General features: G+C 36.3%; 16 protein-coding genes and 1 other annotated feature. Of the genes, 12 read left to right on the top strand and 4 right to left on the bottom strand.

Annotated features, from left to right (window positions below; all coding sequences use genetic code 11):
- Positions 1–256 precede the first annotated feature (256 nt).
- The gene (trpS, locus tag LG329_RS15575) at positions 257–1,246 is read right to left on the bottom strand and encodes a tryptophan--tRNA ligase (protein WP_404451737.1); all 990 of its coding nucleotides are present in this window, start codon (positions 1,244–1,246) and stop codon (positions 257–259) included.
- Between the two features lie 73 nt (positions 1,247–1,319).
- Positions 1,320–1,498 (bottom strand) — a binding site (T-box leader).
- Positions 1,499–1,926: 428 nt separating this feature from the next.
- On the opposite strand from trpS, the gene LG329_RS15580 reads away from it, so the two are divergent.
- The 10 genes from LG329_RS15580 (at position 1,927) to pepF (ending at position 15,049) form a co-directional block, all read left to right on the top strand.
- Complete coding sequence (locus LG329_RS15580) at positions 1,927–4,308, top strand: 7TM diverse intracellular signaling domain-containing protein (protein ID WP_404451738.1); 2,382 nt, start codon at positions 1,927–1,929, stop codon at positions 4,306–4,308.
- Entirely contained in the window at positions 4,305–5,006 is a 702-nt protein-coding gene (locus LG329_RS15585; RefSeq protein WP_404451739.1) for a response regulator, read from the top strand. Before LG329_RS15580 ends, LG329_RS15585 begins: the two co-directional genes overlap by 4 nt.
- A 100-nt stretch (positions 5,007–5,106) precedes the next feature.
- Positions 5,107–5,292 (top strand): anti-repressor SinI family protein, encoded by a 186-nt coding sequence (locus LG329_RS15590; protein ID WP_404451740.1) that lies wholly within the window; start codon positions 5,107–5,109, stop codon positions 5,290–5,292.
- An 817-nt stretch (positions 5,293–6,109) separates the two neighbouring features.
- Complete coding sequence (locus tag LG329_RS15595; RefSeq protein ID WP_404451741.1) at positions 6,110–7,303, top strand: 3D domain-containing protein; 1,194 nt, start codon at positions 6,110–6,112, stop codon at positions 7,301–7,303.
- 400 nt (positions 7,304–7,703) lie between these two features.
- The gene (locus tag LG329_RS15600) at positions 7,704–8,921 is read left to right on the top strand and encodes a putative glycoside hydrolase (protein WP_404451743.1); all 1,218 of its coding nucleotides are present in this window, start codon (positions 7,704–7,706) and stop codon (positions 8,919–8,921) included.
- 188 nt (positions 8,922–9,109) lie between these two features.
- Positions 9,110–9,703: a GNAT family N-acetyltransferase gene (locus tag LG329_RS15605; RefSeq protein WP_404451744.1), complete on the top strand. Its 594-nt coding sequence runs from the start codon at positions 9,110–9,112 to the stop codon at positions 9,701–9,703.
- A 281-nt stretch (positions 9,704–9,984) separates the two neighbouring features.
- Positions 9,985–10,380, top strand: coding sequence for a transcriptional regulator SpxA (spxA, locus tag LG329_RS15610; protein ID WP_404451745.1), 396 nt, complete (start codon positions 9,985–9,987; stop codon positions 10,378–10,380).
- Between the two features lie 318 nt (positions 10,381–10,698).
- Positions 10,699–11,391, top strand: a complete 693-nt coding sequence (gene mecA / locus LG329_RS15615; protein WP_404451746.1) for an adaptor protein MecA — start codon at positions 10,699–10,701, stop codon at positions 11,389–11,391.
- Between the two features lie 91 nt (positions 11,392–11,482).
- Positions 11,483–12,655, top strand: coding sequence for a competence protein CoiA (locus LG329_RS15620; protein WP_404451747.1), 1,173 nt, complete (start codon positions 11,483–11,485; stop codon positions 12,653–12,655).
- Between the two features lie 579 nt (positions 12,656–13,234).
- The gene (gene pepF / locus LG329_RS15625; protein ID WP_404451748.1) at positions 13,235–15,049 is read left to right on the top strand and encodes an oligoendopeptidase F; all 1,815 of its coding nucleotides are present in this window, start codon (positions 13,235–13,237) and stop codon (positions 15,047–15,049) included.
- Between the two features lie 640 nt (positions 15,050–15,689).
- Here pepF and LG329_RS15630 read toward each other — a convergent pair.
- From LG329_RS15630 to LG329_RS15640, 3 genes are all read right to left on the bottom strand, one after another.
- On the bottom strand, positions 15,690–16,586 hold the full coding sequence (locus tag LG329_RS15630; RefSeq protein ID WP_404451749.1) for a ClpXP adapter SpxH family protein: 897 nt from the start codon (positions 16,584–16,586) through the stop codon (positions 15,690–15,692).
- Positions 16,587–16,697: 111 nt separating this feature from the next.
- Complete coding sequence (locus LG329_RS15635; protein WP_404451750.1) at positions 16,698–17,078, bottom strand: globin; 381 nt, start codon at positions 17,076–17,078, stop codon at positions 16,698–16,700.
- A 67-nt stretch (positions 17,079–17,145) separates the two neighbouring features.
- Positions 17,146–17,721: a CYTH domain-containing protein gene (locus LG329_RS15640; RefSeq protein ID WP_404451751.1), complete on the bottom strand. Its 576-nt coding sequence runs from the start codon at positions 17,719–17,721 to the stop codon at positions 17,146–17,148.
- A gap of 144 nt (positions 17,722–17,865) precedes the next feature.
- Here LG329_RS15640 and LG329_RS15645 point away from each other — a divergent pair, with 144 nt between their 5' ends.
- Together LG329_RS15645 and LG329_RS15650 are read left to right on the top strand one after the other, a co-directional pair.
- Entirely contained in the window at positions 17,866–18,474 is a 609-nt protein-coding gene (locus LG329_RS15645; RefSeq protein WP_404451752.1) for a GTP pyrophosphokinase family protein, read from the top strand.
- A gap of 72 nt (positions 18,475–18,546) precedes the next feature.
- Positions 18,547–19,356, top strand: a complete 810-nt coding sequence (locus tag LG329_RS15650; RefSeq protein WP_404451753.1) for an NAD kinase — start codon at positions 18,547–18,549, stop codon at positions 19,354–19,356.
- The last annotated feature ends 5 nt before the right edge of the window (positions 19,357–19,361 follow it).

Consider the following 19,361-nt stretch of genomic DNA (forward strand, 5'->3'; position numbering starts at 1 on the left):
TAGTGAAAGGAGCTATATGGTACTGCTTTCAGACACCATATTAGCGAAGGAAAAACACGGAGACTCCTGCGGGAAAGCGAAGTGATGAGACCCCGCAGTGAGCGTTCTTTGCGATCGAGGAGGCTCAGCGCAAGCCCGCGGAAAGCGTAGTGATTTTTCCGTAGCGGTCGCAGAGCACTGAACATGATTTTTGGTTACTTCGCAGTTTAATATCAACTATGGAAATGAAAAAGCAACAATGCGTATGAAAAGGGCCTTATTTTTTAACTCGGCCTAGTCCCACTGCCTTTTTAGCTTTTGCAAGATTTTTATTGGCAACCGTTGCCGCTCGATTCGCTCCATCATCAAGAATATCATCTAGTTTATCGGAGTTAATCAAGTCGTTATAGCGTTCCTGGATAGGTGCTAATACGTTAATAACTGCCTCAGCAACACCTGCTTTAAAATCGCCATAACCTTTATCCACGTATTCAGCCTCAATATCCTTGATGGACTTATCTGTACAACTCGCAAGTATAGTCATCAGGTTTGAAACACCAGGTTTGTTTTCTTTGTCGAACTTAACAATACCTTCTGAGTCTGTCACAGCACTTTTAATCTTTTTCTCGATTTTTTTCGGTTCATCCAGCATTGAAATGAATGATTTTTCATTTTCATCAGATTTACTCATTTTCTTTGTTGGCTCTTGTAAGGACATAATACGTGCACCGACTTCTGGCATGCTAATATCAGGAATTGTGAAAATATCATTGAATCGGTTATTAAATCGCTGTGCTAAGTTCCGGCTAAGCTCGAGATGTTGTTTTTGATCATCCCCAACAGGAACAATGTCCGTATTATATAGTAAAATATCCGCAGCCATTAATGGTGGGTATGTCAAAAGTGCTGCTGATACAGCCTCTTTTCCCTTTGATTTATCCTTGAATTGCGTCATTCTTTCCAACTCGCCAGTATAGCTAATTGATTGTAAGATCCAACCTAGCTGCGTGTGTGCTGGTACCTCTGATTGAATAAATAATGTTGCTTTTTCGTGATCAATGCCTGCAGCGAGATACAACGAAGCTAGCGAACGAATATTGTTACGAAGCTTAAGGCGATCCTGTGGTACCGTGATCGCATGCTCATCAACAATACAGAAATAACAATTGTGCTCATTCTGTAATTGAACAAAATGCTTCATTGCCCCAATGTAATTACCAATTGTAAGTGTTCCACTCGGTTGAATGCCTGAAAAAATTGTGTTCATCTTGTTTTCCTCCATCAATATAGAATAGTAAAGGAATATTTTGGCATCAAAAAAAGCCCATCAATCCCCTTAAGCAAGGGACGAATGAACCGCGGTGCCACCCTTATTATCTTACCATTATTGGCAAGATCACTTCATCAATTATATAGCTCTTAAGTCCAATTCCAATTTACCATGGTGCTTGTTTTCACCAACCACAAGCTCTCTAAAATCCAGAGGGAAATTGTACTGCGCCTTATTCATCACTATAGATACTAATTTTGTATAATTATATATTATATCACCTGCTAAAATCAAGCACAAAAGGTATTGTTCCGAACTCAATTGCATATTTATAGAAAGGGAAATTTTTATATTAGAATGTTTTTAAAACTTGTAGAGTTGTTTGGCAAGTATAATAAGTGGCATTTAGCAGTGAATATGAAAATAATTTTCTATTCCAACCTCGATAACTTCAATTAATGTATCTAATTTACAAAAATCCGAAAGTTGTGTTAATTTTGAATACCTAGTATGATAGTCTTATAGAAAAGTACATAGAGGTGGTGGACAACATACGTGCTCTTACAGTGGGGACTGTAGTTTTTTTCGTATTGTTCTTATTTCCCTTTTATAGTGTGAAGGCCTCCGCAGTTATACAATTAGAACAAGGGCAGGAAAGTTATCCTTTAGGCACTTTTATGGAACTGCTGGAGGACAAGGATAGCACATGGGATATTAAGGATGTTGTGAGTGGTTCGCTAGACGATCAATTTTTCCGATATGATGGCAATGTTCCAAGCTATGGCTATAAGTCATCAACTTACTGGATTCGTATGACCTTCGATAACAGATCTTCCATCGATGAATGGCTGTTGGAAGTAGCTTATCCTCCCCATGATTTGGTAAGTCTTTATACACCGACACAAGATGGTGGGTTTCGTTTAAGTAAAACGGGAGATTTATTACCGTTCTCGTCAAGAGAAATTCATCATCGTAATTTTATCTATAAGCTGGAGGCTCCCCCAGGAGAGGTGAAAACTTACTTTTTAAAAGTTAAAAGTGATGGATCGATGCAATTACCGGTAACACTTTGGTCAGGGGAGGAATTTTATCAAAAAAGTTTACTAGAGTATATTCTTCTCGGTCTATATTTTGGATTCGGACTTATTATGATTATTTATAATCTCTTTTTGTATGGTTCACTTCGAGTATCAAGCTATCTATGGTATGTCCTATTTATCTTGTCCATTATGCTTGTTCACTTTACGTTAAATGGACTATCCTATCAATATATATGGCCGGAAATGCCCTGGTGGAATAATCGTGCTATTTTATTTTTTATGGCAGGCGCGAATATCAGTGCATTAATATTTACCAAATCATTTCTTAATACAAAAGTATATACACCAAAATTACATAAACTGATAAATTGGTATGTTCTCTTACAACCGATTTTAATCGGTATTTTATTGGTTGATTATGAGACGGCACTAAATTTAATTATGGTAGCAACGATTGGTGTAATTGGTATTGTGACCTCTGCGGCAGTATTGTGTTGGAAAAAAGGATATCAACCATCAAAATACTTCTTTTTCGGATGGATAACCTTTTTGATTGGTGTTGCGGTTAGTTCTTTTGCCGATATGGGGCTGATACCAATTACATTTGTCACGAAATATGCATCACAATTGGGGTCAGGAGCGGAAATTATTTTATTTTCCCTCGCACTGGCGGAGAAAATTAAACGCTTACGTCTGGAAAAAGAATCTGCCGAACAAAATGCACGAAAGAGCCAGGAACTTTCTGTCAAACATTTAAAACAAGCCAATCAAATTAAGGACGAATTTCTAGCAAATACCTCCCATGAATTTAGAACGCCACTGCATGGTATAATCGGAATTGCCGAATCATTACGGGACACGGAAGAAGTGGATGAACGGATAAAACATAATCTTTCTTTAATTATTTCCAGTGGGAGCAGACTGACACATTTAATTAATGATCTCCTGGATGCTTCGAAGCTGAAATATCATGAGATGGATTTGGAAATTGATTCGGTCAAATTAAAAGATTTAGCTGAAGTTACGATTGCAGTCTCTTCAGCCTCAGTTAATAAACCGATTACGATTAAAAATCTGATTCCAGATACAGTCCCACCTGTAGCTGCTGATAAAAATCGGCTTCAGCAAATTATGTATAATTTAATAGGAAACGCAATGAAGTATACGGATATGGGAGATGTTGTTCTGTCTGCAGAGGCAGAAGAAAAGAAAATAACGGTATCTATTAAAGACTCTGGGATAGGTATTTCAGAAGTTGATATGGAAAACATTTTTGATAGCTTTAAAAGAGGAACTAACCTATTAGATAGAGCGTCCGTTGGTACTGGTTTGGGGCTTAGCATTACGAAACAGCTAGTAGAATTGCATGGCGGAGAGATAACGATTCAATCCATACTGGGAGAAGGAACAACAGTGTCATTTTCCATTCCAATATACGAAGGGAGGAAACATTTGACCCAGCAAATTATTAGAAACCCATTGGAAAATCTGCTGTCGGGAGAAAGTAACTATGACATTGCAGTACATACCAATGGCGAGGTATCCCCTGGAAAAATTTTGATCGCAGATGATGAATCGGTAAATGTTCATGTGCTGTTAAGCCATTTGTCTATTGCTGGATATGAACTGGAAGTCACAAATAATGCAATTCGATACACGAAGAAGTTTGGTTTAATTGCCATTGATATAAAGAGAACCAAAGTACTGCCAGAACTTCTGTTTAATGAAATATTATCATTCTCGCAAACTGAGGAGGTTTCCTTTTTACAGGTAAGTATAAGTGATAGTGGTAAGGGGATATCTGTTGATTCGATTTCACATATTTTTGAGCGTTTTTACCGGGAAGAAAAGGCACGTACAGGGCAGGATACAAATACAGGTTTAGGTCTTTCCATTACAAAGGAAATAATAGAATGCCACCAAGGTCATATATGGGTCGAAAGTAAAATCGGCGAAGGAAGTATATTTCATTTTATTCTTCCGCTTAATCCGGAAGATCAGAAGGGGGAGCGGTCTTGAGGAATGAAAAAATATTAATTGTTGAGGATGATGCTGAAATCCGGCATTTAATTCAGCTTTATTTAGAAAAAGAATACCAAGTAATCATGAAGGATAATGGAAAAAAAGCACTCGAAGCCTTCAAACTAGATTCACCTGATCTTATTCTTCTGGATATTCTCCTGCCTGGAAAAGACGGACTTAAAGTTTGCAGGGAAATCCGGACGTTTAACGTGGATGTTCCGATTATATTTTTGAGTTCAAGAAGGGAATATGAAGATAGGATTTTTGGACTGGAAGCAGGTGCTGATGATTATATTACAAAGCCTTTTGACCCGGGTGAGATTCTTGCTAGGGTAAGGGCGCATTTAAGAAGGAAGGAGATAGCAGCAAGACGTTTTGATGCGAATCAGACCATTCGACGATTTGGTGATTTGGAAATTAATATGGATAATTATACGGTTCATCGGAGTGGTGAACCCATCCAGTTGTATACAAAAGAAATGCAACTCCTTTTATTCTTGGTTAAAAACTCAAATCAAGTATTTTCAATTGACCAACTCTATGATCAAATTTGGGGCGAGGATAAATTAGGTGATTATAAAACAGTAAAAGTTCATATTAGTAACCTCCGAAGGAAAATTGAAAAATTACCGGAAAATCCGTCATTTATTCAGACAATTAGAGGTTTTGGGTATAAGTTTAGTCCGAAAAATTAAAAAATTGTAATATTTAAACCTATTTTTAACCTTTCCCTTATAAAATGAAATCAGACATAAATTTATGAATGTTTTAAGGGGAAGGAGCTAGATAATAGCTGTGAATTCGCAACGATTGGATAATAAACTTGTTAAGGAACTTAATTCTGAATGGTTACAGTTGATGTTAGAAGCTAAAAAGGAAGGGATGTCAGTTGCAGAGGTACGTGCTTTTTTGCAACAGAGGATCAATCCGGGTTTTATTCTTTATAAACAACTGGAAGAAATGGAGAAATCAGATTTCTAAGGTGTCAGTTTTTTTTGGAAATTAACTCCGCAAGGATTCAAGGTAATGTCGGCAAATCACTCTGAATGTTAGGTGAAGATGCTGTATCTGCATGGTTACTGTCTCCTCTTGCAGGCCAATGGAGCAAATATAACATTAGTGCGAATCTGATTGCACCTGCTATTTGGACTTTGATGTATGACAAAACAAGGCAAGAATGTCGTTAGATCAATTAGCCAAGCATGCTGAAATGATGAAAGTGGCGGTTCCACTATGAGAAAAGTTTGAGAAATGTGGGAAAAAACTTCTCTCCAATCATGACCTTCTAGTGTAATGCAAGGATGCCCATTACATGACTGTTTCAAGTTTTCTTATCTATGAAATTTAAAAAGGTATGTCAATGGATAGTGGGTAAATATTTTATCCTTTTATTTCCTTAATTAATGTAGAAATATCAATACGTGCCCCCTCATATATTATCTAGATTATCCTAAGTTAACTACAAAACGCAGGTTTTTTAAATCCCCTGCGTTTTATTTATTGGATTATAATATCGAGTAGATAGTTATGATTTTTTTTATTATCTGCTACATATTGTAAGTTCCAAAATAATGTACTCCATACAATCTTCTTTTATTAAAAAGTTGTGTGGTTTTATGACATATGCCCGCGGTGCCCCCCTTATTATCTTACCAATATTGGCAAGGTTACTTCATCGATTATATAGCTCTATGAAATATAGTTGTAACATTATCTTAACTTCAGTGTAAATTTTAGGTGATATACTTTGGAATAAAATGTTGGATTTTTTAATAGAAATAGGAAGCGGGGGAAAATCTTGACAAGAAGATTAACTGCAATTACCTTAGCAACTACAATTGTTTTAAGCTTATCTTTTGGTATTAACAGCTATGCAGAAACAAAAGAAGACTTAGAAAACATTCAGGAACAACGCAAGAATGTTAAAGAAGATTTATCAGAAGCGGATGAACAGGTTACTAACTTTATGTACGAAATAGAAGAATTGAATAAAGAAATTGAACGTGTAAATCTATCATTAAAAGAAAAGCAAGATATGATAGAGAAAACGAAACAAAACATTACAAGTACAATAGAAGAAATTAGAATCATTCAAGATGAGGTCAAGGAATTAGAGACAGATATTGAAAAACGCCAAGAACTACTAAAGAATCGAATTGCCTCTTATCAAAAGGCGGGTGGTTCGGTAAGTTATTTAGAAGTTATATTTGGTTCGCAAAGTTTTGGTGATTTTATAAGCCGTGTTACCATGGTTAACAAAATTACTGAGTCCGATGCGTCCTTGTTAGAAAACCTGGAAAGTGACATACATAAAGTAGCCGAAAAGCAAAAGCTTGCATTAGAGAAGCTCGACGAGTTAAACACAATGAAAGTCGAACAAGAGAAATCGTTGGCGAAAATTAATGAAGAAAAGATACAAAATGAAAAACGGAGAAAGTTATTAGAAAAGAAACAGCAAGAGTTTATTGTATTAATAGATAAATTGCAAAGCGAAGACAAAGAGCTTGCTTCGCTTGAAGCAGACGTAAAACAAAATATTGCAGAGGCAGCAGCAAGAAAAGCTTCACAAGCTGAACAATTGAAAGAAAATAAATCAAAAACTGTTGCGAAGGAAGAAAATGAAAATAAAGCAAAAGCTGTTAAGGAGAAAGAAGTTGCAGAAAAAGTAGATGAAACAGAAAAGAAACCACAAGACAATACGGACAAAGAAACATTCACCGTTACTGCAACGGCTTATACAATTGAAAGTGCTGGAGGCTCAGGAGTGACCTACACCGGAATCGATCTTAGGGAAAATCCTAATGCAAAAGTAATTGCAGTCGATCCAAGCTTTATTCCCTTAGGTTCAGTCGTTCATGTAGAAGGATATGGTTATGCAATAGCAGGCGATATTGGCAGTGCAATTAATGGTAACAAAATTGATGTTTATGTCCCGACCCAACAAGCTGCAATAGAATGGGGTGTACGTACTGTTGAAGTGACAATTCAGTGAATATGAAAGGATCTGTTTTCATAACTGGTTCTGATTAAAACACAAGTTTGTTAATATAATTGTGAAAGTAAACAAGAACACGTGGAAGTCATGAGTGTTCTTGTTTACTTTTTTCATATTCTAATTGTCTGGTTCATCATCTAAATACGAAATAACGTTTTAACTGTTTTATAATTTCCACGATCCAAATTAGGATTAATCCTACACACTACCAACAAGTATTTTACGATATTTTATATAAATTTTAGTTGGATTATTATACATGCTTAATTATAAAAAGACAACAGTAATCCCGAATAAAAACAAGCCTTTTTTCGACATTAATTACACAATTTGCGTTCATTTTTTTGTTTTTATCCTATATAATAGAAACAAACGAAGATTAGGAGATTGATATTTTATGGGGAAAAAACAGCTTGGATTTTTGACACTTATAGGAATTCTCCTGTTAAGTATGGGTTTGCCGATGAATGCATTTGCAAGCGATGAAAAAGTAATACATACCGTTCAAAATCACACGAAAAAACAAACAAGCCTGAAGCCAATAGATATAGGTGAAAAAATGCAACGTTTTACATTTGATGCTGGACTTGATTTTGAATATCCAGATGCCGTCCGTGGGATTTATGTTACTGGTCCGTCAGTAGGTGTGAAGCGTTTTGATAAGTTGGTAAACTTGGTTGATACAACCGATTTGAATGCGATGGTAATTGACATAAAAGAAGATCACGGCAATTTAACATTTAAACCAAAAAAAGGTTCTCCATATGAAGATATCGCTATAAATTACATAAACGATCCACGCAAAATGCTGGAATCACTTGAAGAAAAAGGGATATATCCAATTGCACGAATCGTGGTATTTAAAGATTCTGTTCTTGCAAAAAAACACCCAGAATGGTCATTCAAGAAAAATGGAAAGGTATGGACGAATGGAAAGGGAGAAGCATTTGTAAGTCCATTTCAAAAAGAAGTTTGGAAATACAATGTAGAAATTGCAAAAATGGCTGCTGAGCTTGGGTTCCAAGAGATTCAGTTCGACTATGTTCGTTTTCCAGAAGGCTTCGAGGATTATGATGACATTCTTGACTACAGTTTAGGCGATTATAAAGATTCAAGTATCAAAAATGTACAACGACGTGTTAATGCTGTAACTGACTTTGTTTCTTATGCGAAAGAAGAGTTAGAATACTATGGAGTAGATGTTTCCGTAGACATTTTTGGTTATGCTGCCACTATTCCTGAGGCACCTGGAATTGGGCAAAACTTTACGAAAATCTCCAAGAATGTAGATGTCATTTCATCTATGATTTACCCGAGTCATTGGACGTCATATTTTGGAATTGAAAAACCAGATACCCAGCCATATAAATTGGTTAGTGAGTATGCGAAAGTGGAAAATGAGGTATTAGGAAAATTGGAGGATCCACCAACATCAAGGCCATGGATTCAAGATTTTGAAGCTCCTTGGTTATACAGTGGTGCAACGAAACAATATGGCAAGGCGGAAGTGGAAGCGCAAATTAAAGCATTGAAAGAACATGGAATAGAAGAATTCTTAATCTGGAATGCTAGTAATGATTACACGAACAATGTGGACTATACACCACTTGACTAAATAGAAAAAACAGATCTCAAGTGGGATCTGTTTTTTCTATTTCAGATTAAAAAGTGGGAATTGGGGTAAACAAATAATAGTGCCTGTTTATATGTTATTTAACAAAATACAAAATCTTCGTTATAATAGAGATGACTACTTAAGAAATACGGATGCGGCTACACAAAAAAACTCAAAGGAGTAGATCAATGAACTGGTATGAAAAGTTAAACAAATATTTCCCTGTAGAGGAAATGAAATCTAAGGAACATATGGACATGCTACTCAAAGAAAAAGGGGACATTTATTACAAAGATGAAAGCCCTAATCATGTTTTAATGTTCGCTGAATTCGACAGTTTTATTTTTATTGACTATGTTTGGGTATCTACAGAAACAAGAGGACAGGGGACTGGCCATAAAATAATGGAGAAACTTAAAGAAAAAGGGAAACCAATTATTTTGGAAGTAGAGCCTGTTGATTATGATGATACAGATACAGAAAAGCGCCTCCGTTTTTACCAAAGAGAGGGATTCACCCACGCACAATCCATTGGATATAATCGCCGATCACTTGCTACAAATGAAGAGACTCCTATGGAAATATTATATTGGTCTCCTAATGATGATTCCGAAGAAGTAATTTATGAGAAGATGAAGCATATGTATGATCAAATTCATACGTATAAAGATGAAGAAATTTACGGGCAATCGTATCAGCCAGTTGATGAAGTGCTGAGCTATGATACGGATCGTGATTCTGAAGATATTTTACAAAGTTTAAAAAGTACTGAGAAGGCATAAGAAATAAGCAGCCTCATTATTTCTTGGGGGCTGCTATATTATAATTTGAAAATTATTTTCAGCTAATGGGTTTAATTGAAAATGATTCGGGGTATGTTATATATAATTGTAAACATTTCATGAACATGAGTGAAAAAACCTAACTTTTTTATCATATACTCTACCTTCAGCTTGACAAATGTAGTATACTTTACATATAGGTTATTTAAACTTATTTTAATCTAATAAGTCATACAAATTTCATGAAATAACCATCACATTAGAATGAGGAGTGAAGTTTTATGGTAACACTTTATACCTCACCAAGTTGTACTTCGTGCAGAAAAGCAAAAGCATGGTTAGAAGAACACGATATACCGTTCACTGAACGAAATATATTTTCCGAACCATTGTCATTAGACGAAATCAAGGAAATTTTACGTATGACAGAGGATGGAACTGACGAGATAATTTCAACTCGTTCTAAGGTTTTCCAGAAGTTAGACGTAAATATAGATCAATTGCCTTTGAAAGATTTATTTCACTTGATTCAACAAAATCCAGGGCTATTACGACGACCAATTATACTTGATGAAAAACGTCTACAGGTTGGTTATAATGAAGATGAAATAAGACGATTTTTACCTAGAACGGTACGTACATTTCAACTACGCGAGGCTCAACGTATGGTAAACTAATTTTTTGCGAAATTAGTTGGAAAACGATAAAAGTAAAAACGCAGACCTGAAGTAAGGAGGTTCTGCGTTTTTGTATGTACCACCTAAAAAAAGCACGTGACAAATTAGCATTTATCATCTAAAATATAATACTAAATTATCTATATATAGGCATTTTAATTTTCAAAAGGTATCATTGTAGCATACAATGACAATATAGAAACCAATACAACCAATGAATGGGTTAAAAAAGTCGGTAATCGGGTATTTAAATAGTAAAGAAGTATGGGTGAGATGGTCTCTTCCACCTAACTATTTAATAGAAGGGAGAGAAATACCATGGAAATAGAAAGAATCAATGATAATACCGTAAAGTTTTATATATCCTACGTTGACATTGAGGATCGAGGATTTGAACGCGAGGAAATTTGGTACAATCGCGAACGTAGTGAACAATTATTCTGGCAAATGATGGATGAAGTAAATTATAAAGAAGATTTTAATGTAGATGGACCTCTTTGGATACAGGTGCAAGCATTAGATAAAGGACTAGAAATTATTGTAACGAAGGCTCAAGTTTCCAAGAACGGTGAGAATATTGAGTTGTCCACTGAGAATGGAAAAACCATAGATTTATCTGTAGATGAGGATATTGAGAATATGTTAGAAAATAAATTTGGTAAATCAACTGACAAAGATGCGGAAGAAAATGAAGTCGAAGAAGAGGGCAATTTATCACTTGTCCTAAGATTTAATGACTTTGAAGATGTAATACAGCTGAGCCATTATTTCCAGGATGAGACGGATTCATTCCAGGATAGCCTATTCTACTTTAATAATAACTATTACTTTTATCTCGAATTTATTGATGAATCGTTGGATGACGACAAACAAGAGGATGTTATTAGTAAGATTTTCGAGTTTGGTAAGGACACCGATGTAACCATTCATTATCTAGAAGAATATGGGAAAAAAATATTCACAGACGACACATTTGAACAAGTGAGGAACTATTTTCCTGCACAACTATAAGGCATCCAATTGTGGGTGTCTTTTTTTGTTGAATTCTTGCAGGAACTTTTTCATCTCTGTTGAATTAATAATAACGGAGGTGATACCATACATGCTTCAAGCAAAATTAAAAAATGGTAAGCTGATCACTCTTGTAAGTCTGACAAGGCAGGAAATCCTAAAGGCGAAACAAGATGAATTTTTTTGCCCTATCTGTAATGAACTTGTTTTGGTGAAAGCCGGTCAAAAAACGGTTCCACATTTTGCGCATCGTTCAAAACTGGAATGTGCGTCACATGATTATGGGGAGGGCCCGTATCACGAGCAAGGAAAGCTTTTATTGTATAATTGGTTAAAGAATCAAGGTGCTGACGTCGAGCTTGAAAAATATATTGCGGAGATTAATCAACGTCCAGATCTTTATGTGACAGTTAAAGGTCGGAAAATTGCCATTGAATATCAATGTGCACGGATTCCAGTAGAAGTTTTAAACCAGCGGAACATAGGTTACATGAAGGCAGGAATTACCCCAATTTGGATTCTTGGGGCCAAACATTTTCAGCGATTACGACAACACCATTTTAAAGCAGATCAACTTATTCTTTCGTTTCTCCACCGATTTTCACCTGACTTTCCCTTAACACTTTATTTCTTTTGTCCACAAACCCTTCAATTTATCTTCATTCAACACATTCATTTATTATCTTCACGTCAGGCTATTGGATTATTTAAGTTTACTTCATTAAAAAATATGACTTTTTCTAGTTTATTTTCCCAGCAAAAATTGCACGATAAGTGGCTATTTGGATTGTGGGGGAACGAAAAGAAAAATTTTCGATTACGGCAAAGCAATCGGTTGTATGGTTCAGAGTTAGCATGGCATAAATGGTTATATGAAAAGGGAACACATAAAGAAAATCTTCCATCCATCGTACATCTACCAGTTGCTGCACAATATCGAATGGGAACACCTCTTCATAATTGGCAAAGTAGATTGTGCCTGGATTTGTTACACCCGATGCCAATAGGAAGTACTTTTTCGCTTGAAAGATGTCAACGGATACTCCGATATCACCCTCATCAACATTTTTTCCTAATCAAAGGTGTGGATAACCCTATCTACGAATATTTGGCGTTATTAAAGAAACTTCAAATAATCGAGGAAATTAATGCTCGGCTCTTTAAAAAAGTTAAAGAGATACACTTCCACAAAAACATTGAAGAATCCCTTGCAGCAGATGCGCGTTTAATGAATCAGATAATCCATTGTAGTACAATGGATTAGTGCATGATTATAGAAAAAATTAACATACTAAGGAAGTCTTTATATTTGGCTGTTTACCCAAAGATTGTTGCTTTTTAAGAGAATAGATATAAACGACGTAAGTGCTATGTTGATTTCCGTTCCGGACAGTCGCTTTCCGCGGGCAACGCTTCAGCCTCCTCGGAAGAAAACCACTTCCTGCGGGGTCTTCAGCTGTTGCTTTTCCCGCAGGAGTCGACTGTCCGTAACTCCAATCAACAATCATAAAGTAATGTGAATAGTTATTACTAGCATTTAATCAAGAAAAATGAATGTTATAAAGTTGTTAAGCACAATCCCAGCGGAGGAAATACACGAAGACTCCTGCGGGAACAGCGAAGACGATGAGACCCCGCAGTGAGCGGTCTTTGCTCGCGAGGAGGCTCAGCGCGAGCCCGCGGAAAGCGAAGTGTATTTCCGTAGCGGTAAGTTACGCCGCAGTTTACATCAACTATAAAGATGAAAAGCAACAATGCGTACGAAAATAGTCTTTATTTTTTACAGGAATTTAGTAAATTTTACCGAATATGTATAGAGGGGTTAAAAAAGGAGGATGTTTAAGTGGCAAAAGGAACAAAGGAATTACCAAAAAGAAGTGAATTACCTAAAGAACTAAAATGGGATTTAGAAGATATTTTCGCAACTGACGAAGAATGGGAACAAGAATTAAAAAGTTTAAAGCAGGATATCCCGGAGATTGAAGCATATGATGGCAAATTATCTGATTCGGCACAAGTATTATACGATGTGTTAAAGCTACAGGATGATCTTTCACAACGTTTAGGAAAGCTTTATACATATGCACATATGCGGAATGATCAAGATACAACCAATTCATTTTACCAGGAATTGAATGCAAAGGCTGAAAACGTCATCACCATTGCATCTAGTTCAATGAGTTATATTGTGCCTGAAATTTTAAGCATTGACGAATCGAAGCTTAAGCAATTTCAATCCGAAAAAGAAGAATTAGCATTATATAAACAAACATTGGATGAAATTGCGCGTCAACGTGCACATGTTTTAAGTCAAAAAGAAGAAGCGTTGCTTGCGGAAGCTTCTGACCCGATGGAAAACGCATCTCAAACATTTGGTTTGTTAAATAATGCGGATCTAACTTTCCCAACTATTAAAAATGAAGACGGAGAAGAGATAGATTTAACACATGGGCGTTATATCAACTTTTTAGAATCAAAAGACCGTAGAGTACGCGAAGATGCATTCAAGGCGATGTATGGCACGTATGGTAGTTTTAAAAACACATTTTCTTCTACCTTAACAGGAACCATTAAAAAGGATAACTTTTACGCGAAAATTCGTAATTACGATTCAGCAAGGCATGCGGCCTTGGATGGAAATAATATTCCAGAACAGGTTTATGAAAATTTAGTCGAAGCGGTGAATGATAAAATTCATTTACTACACCGTTATTCTGCATTGCGCAAGAAAGTATTAGAGCTGGATGAATTGCATATGTATGACATGTATACACCGCTTGTGCAAAATGTTGAAATGAAAATTCCGTATGAAAAAGCACAGGAATATGTTGTGGAAAGCCTTGCACCACTTGGGGAAGAGTATGTCGACATTATCAAGGAAGGTTATCAAAATCGCTGGATTGATGTGGAAGAGAATAAAGGAAAGCGTAGTGGAGCATATTCATCAGGTGCTTATGGTACAAATCCATATATTTTGTTAAATTGGCAGGATAATGTGAACGATTTATTCACCTTAGCCCACGAACTAGGACATTCCGTTCATAGCTATTACACTCGAAAATCGCAGCCGTTCCGCTATGGAAACTATTCCATTTTTGTGGCTGAAGTTGCGTCAACTTGTAATGAGGCATTATTGAACGAGTATATGCTGAACAATCTGGAAGATGAAAAAGAAAAGCTATTCTTGCTTAATCATTTCCTAGAAGGCTTCCGTGGAACCGTATTCCGTCAAACTATGTTTGCGGAGTTCGAGCATGATATTCATAAGCGGATGCAGGAAGGCGAGGCACTAACAGCTGACAAACTGACGGAAATTTATTATGCATTAAATAAGAAATACTTCGGTGATGAAGTTGTATCAGATGAGGAAATCGGACTGGAATGGTCGCGTATCCCACATTTTTATTACAACTATTATGTATTCCAATATGCAACAGGGTATTCAGCAGCAACCTCTTTAGCAAAAGGAATTTTAACTGATCAGGATGGAGAAGCTGTCGAGAGATATCTAAACTTCTTGAAAGCAGGAAGCAGTGACTTTCCAATTGAAGTATTGAAAAAGGCTGGTGTCGACATGACCTCCAAACAACCAATACTTGAAGCGCTGGATGTTTTTGAAGAAAAGTTAGGAGAAATGGAAAAAATGTTGTTGAAATAGATTACGATGAAAGAGGATGTTCCTTTGGGGGAACATCCTCTTTCTATTTTGGGAGGGGATATTAGTTTGGAGTGCTACGCTGCGGGATACCGACTTATATCAACCGGGATTCCCCCGTGCTACCGTAACCTTCGAAATACACGTTTGTGTGTGAAGGAATATATGGTCAAATATATGGAAATAAAGAGCAACGGTAATGTGATAAAAAGAGGGATTATTTGCATAAACCCCAGTATATTCAAAAAGAAGGCGAAGACCGTTAAAACTAAAAATAAATATGGCATAAGATCCTGCACGATAATTTCCCCCTTAAAAATCTTTAGTTAATTATATGAATTCTTGAGGGAAAATAGAAGTATGACATTTTTGTGAAAGGATGCACATACATATTGAACACTAACTAAGAAATTGGTATATTTAATTTGCAAGATAAAAACAAACAAACCCCTTTGTTTGAATTTAAACTTTTCTCCCATCCCCTTTGTTTGATATACAAAGATAAAAAAGACCAGAAGGATATACGCTGCCCCGTATATCCTTCTTAATTTTGACGGAAAAACCTAGTTGTCCGTACTTATACCGCAATTATGCCTCAATCAAGTCACAAAAAAACAGCTACCCTCAGGCAGCCGCACTAAAATCAATCTTTAATATATTTCCAAAAGGATCCGTATTTAACGGGGATCTTTTCAACTTTTTGTTTTAACTGTAATTTTTTCATTTCTTTATCTGTTTGTGCAAGTGTCCAGTCGTAGACAACGGATATTTCTTTGTTGCCAACCACACCATAGAAAGCCATAAATTCTTCTAGTTCAGGCTTGTTGCCAGGTGATGGGTCTTTTTGTAGCATTTGCTTCAGAACTTTTACATAAATATCGTATGGATAAAGGCCAGAAATTTTAATTCCTTGCTCTTCTACAACTTGATTGAAGAAGACAATAGTTGGAATATAATCGACTTCCATTTCCTGTGTCAGCTTTAAATCACATTGAAATGCCTTTTTTGCTGAAGCGGAATATAAGTCATTTTTGAATTCCTGCAAATCGAGATTCACTTCGTTTGCAATAGTAAATAATACTTCTTCGTCTGATATATTTCGTTTCTGTAAAAATAAATTTTCCTGTACTTTGCGTAAAAATAGTTTACCGGCTTTTTTGCCCTGTAGTTCAGCTGCTTTGATTGCAAGGGACGCGATCCAGGGAGATGATACTGGATTATCGATCCATAAATCTCCATCACAGCTCATTCCTGTTCGTTTTGCTGTTTTATCCCAAATGTCTTTGAGTCTTTTTGGTTTATCGAATTTATCTTTGTTTAATGTATTTAAATGTCCGCTAATAATAGGTCGAATGGTAAAAAAGCGTCCAAATTCGATGGAAAGCTTTTTGATATAGGGCTCTAAAGACCAACACTCAGGACAAAGAGGATCTACAAAAACGTAAATTTCTACTGGTTTTTGTACAAAATCACTAAAGCCGGATTTCGCCGATGTGTTTGTTTGATTCAAGCTTGGAAGCTCAGCATTTTGCCAGCTCACATCGATTCTCCTTTCTATTAACGTCCAGCTCAAGCGCTAGCCGACTAGTGGAATTATTCTCTCTGTAATTCTGATAAGTCGAGTCAGCTAATCGGGCGCTTCTGCTTTTGTTTACTCCGCTGTGTTCATCATATGATTTGCCGTCATGGAGAGTTTCTCGAATATTGCAGTGCGATACGGTTCATCTATTTCTGCTTCGATAAGCGCTTCGTTCATGCATTCCAGCCATGCTTCTTTTCTTGTTGGTGTAATTTCAAAGGGTAGATGTCGACGCCTAAGCATCGGGTTACCGCGTTCTTCTGAATAAATCATTGGGCCACCAAAGAATTGTGTCAGAAACAGACGCTGTTTTCTAGCTGTTTCAGTTAAGTCATCTGGGAAAATTGGAGTAAGCTTTGGATGCTCTCCAACACGCTTATAGAAAGCTGTTACTAATTTATCTATGGAATCGAAGCCACCAATCGCTTCGAACATTGTGCCAGGTCGTGTCATTGATTTCTCTCCTAATGTGTTTGTTTATATTGTAGCAACGTAACATTCCTTGGGCAAATCATCTGACTTAGTCAACCGTCAATGATGTGAAAAATCGTTTAATTTTATTTGGTGTATCTTTTTCAGTAATTCCATAAATATCGATAATGGAATGAAGCATGTTTAACCCATCTTCTTTCGTTTGTGCTTCAATTTCCAGTTCATAATCAGACCTTCCATTATAAGTACTATAATCTAACACCAATAGTGTTCCCTGATAATTTGTTTCGTATCGTTTCGTTTCTAACTTTCCATAATAAACCAAGTCGTGCAAGCGGATCCCAAGCAAATGAAGTTGTTTACCTACCTGACTTTTTTCAATAGGGTCGCCGTTAATCCAGCGTGACGCCTCACCCTCTGTTAAACGATCATGAGATTCCAATAATCCATCTGTATGTGGTTCCTTTAATGTTAATACATACTTCCCAGCTTTTTCCCGAATCCGGAGAGCGGCACCTTTTGCTTTCAATGAAAAATCTTTCGTTTCAAAGTAATAATTGGTTTGCCATGTACCAGATTCTGGGAAAGTAAAATGGTTTAATAGTTGCTTAAACTCTTCCTCAGTTAATAAATTTTTATACTCAATTTCAATTTCTTGTGCCATTTGTTTAACCCCCATATAATAGGATGGATTATTACTGATTATCGCCAATTATCAATGTTAATGCAAAGATTTTCCACTCAATTGTGTTATGATAGGGTGGAAAAGGTCATTTTTATATCTAGTTACTAAAGGTGGTACATAAGTATGAATTGGAAAGCATTGCTCGCCCCCTATTCACAGGTGGTTGAGGAGTTAAAAGTAAAACTTAAAGGAATGCGATCGCAATTTGAATATGAATCAAGACATTCACCAATTGAATTTATTACAGGACGGGTAAAACCTGTTACAAGTATTTTGGATAAAGCGGAGACAAGGAATATTTCGCTTGAAAGCATAGAACAAGAAATGCAGGATATCGCTGGAGTCCGTGTTGTATGTCAGTTTGTTGATGATATTTATAAGATTGTAAACATGCTTCGTTCAAGAAAAGATTTTACAATTATTGAGGAAAAAGATTATATATCAGAAAAAAAGGATAGTGGGTATCGTTCCTACCACATTATTATTGAATATCCGGTTGAAACCATTCACGGTGAGAAAAAAATAATCGCTGAAATACAAATTCGCACACTTGCCATGAACTTTTGGGCAACAAATGAACATTCCCTTAACTATAAATACAAGGGAAGTATACCAAGTGAAATTAAAAGCAGATTACAACGGGCTGCAGAGGCTGCGTTTAAATTAGATGAGGAAATGTCTAAAATAAAAAGTGAAGTCCAGGAAGCACAACGTATCTTTCACCGAAAATGAAACAAGATATATGAGAACAATGACAGGCACATCCAGTTTTGCCGAAAACATGTAATAAGGAGATGACTACTAATGAAATTTGCAATTGTATCAAAAGGCGATGATAGGTCGAACAATATTATGGCAACCATGAGACAATATTTAACTGAGTTTGACTTAGAGTATGATAAAGAAAATCCTGAACTTGTCATCTCCGTTGGTGGAGATGGAACACTACTCGAAGCATTTCATCGTTATCTTCATTGCCTAAATGAAACGGCGTTTATTGGGGTGCATACCGGACATCTTGGTTTCTATGCGGATTGGGTACCTGAAGAAGTAGAAAAGTTGATTATAGAAATTGCAAAAACACCATTTCAGGTTGTGGAATATCCGCTACTAGAGGTGAACATACGCTCAAAGACTGGAGGAAGCGAGGATACATTCCTAGCCTTAAATGAAGCAACAATTAAAACAACAGATGGATCTGTGGTTTTTGATGTAGAAATAAAAGGGGAGCACTTTGAAACATTCCGTGGAGATGGATTGTGTTTATCAACGCCTTCAGGTAGTACGGCATATAACAAGGCACTTGGTGGTGGGATTTTACACCCGTCTCTTGAAGCGTTTCAGCTTACCGAAATGGCATCAATCAACAATCGGGTTTTCCGTACAATTGGTTCACCACTAATTTTGCCAAAGCATCACACATGCTTGCTTAAGCCGATTGTTGACCGTAGCTTTTTGATAACGATTGATCATTTTACAGAGACCTATACAAATGTAAAATCCATTCAATGCAGGGTTGCTAAAGAAAGAGTACGATTTGCGCGGTTTAGACCATTTCCATTTTGGAATCGAGTAAGAGACTCATTTGTTACAGAGGGTGAGAAAAGAGTTTAGAGAAG

Origin of the sequence: Virgibacillus necropolis (genome assembly GCF_044793635.1) — a bacterium.
In the GTDB taxonomy this organism is placed as follows: Bacteria; Bacillota; Bacilli; order Bacillales; family Amphibacillaceae; genus Virgibacillus_F; species Virgibacillus_F necropolis_A.

Coding starts and splice junctions, on each gene's coding strand:
- trpS (WP_404451737.1), bottom strand. CDS start 1,246: ATGAACACAATTTTTTCAGGCATTCAACCGAGTGGAACACTTACAATT.
- LG329_RS15580 (WP_404451738.1), top strand. CDS start 1,927: ATGGAACTGCTGGAGGACAAGGATAGCACATGGGATATTAAGGATGTT.
- LG329_RS15600 (WP_404451743.1), top strand. CDS start 7,704: ATGGGGAAAAAACAGCTTGGATTTTTGACACTTATAGGAATTCTCCTG.
- LG329_RS15605 (WP_404451744.1), top strand. CDS start 9,110: ATGAACTGGTATGAAAAGTTAAACAAATATTTCCCTGTAGAGGAAATG.
- spxA (WP_404451745.1), top strand. CDS start 9,985: ATGGTAACACTTTATACCTCACCAAGTTGTACTTCGTGCAGAAAAGCA.
- mecA (WP_404451746.1), top strand. CDS start 10,699: ATGGAAATAGAAAGAATCAATGATAATACCGTAAAGTTTTATATATCC.
- LG329_RS15620 (WP_404451747.1), top strand. CDS start 11,483: ATGCTTCAAGCAAAATTAAAAAATGGTAAGCTGATCACTCTTGTAAGT.
- LG329_RS15635 (WP_404451750.1), bottom strand. CDS start 17,078: ATGACACGACCTGGCACAATGTTCGAAGCGATTGGTGGCTTCGATTCC.
- LG329_RS15640 (WP_404451751.1), bottom strand. CDS start 17,721: ATGGCACAAGAAATTGAAATTGAGTATAAAAATTTATTAACTGAGGAA.
- LG329_RS15645 (WP_404451752.1), top strand. CDS start 17,866: ATGAATTGGAAAGCATTGCTCGCCCCCTATTCACAGGTGGTTGAGGAG.
- LG329_RS15650 (WP_404451753.1), top strand. CDS start 18,547: ATGAAATTTGCAATTGTATCAAAAGGCGATGATAGGTCGAACAATATT.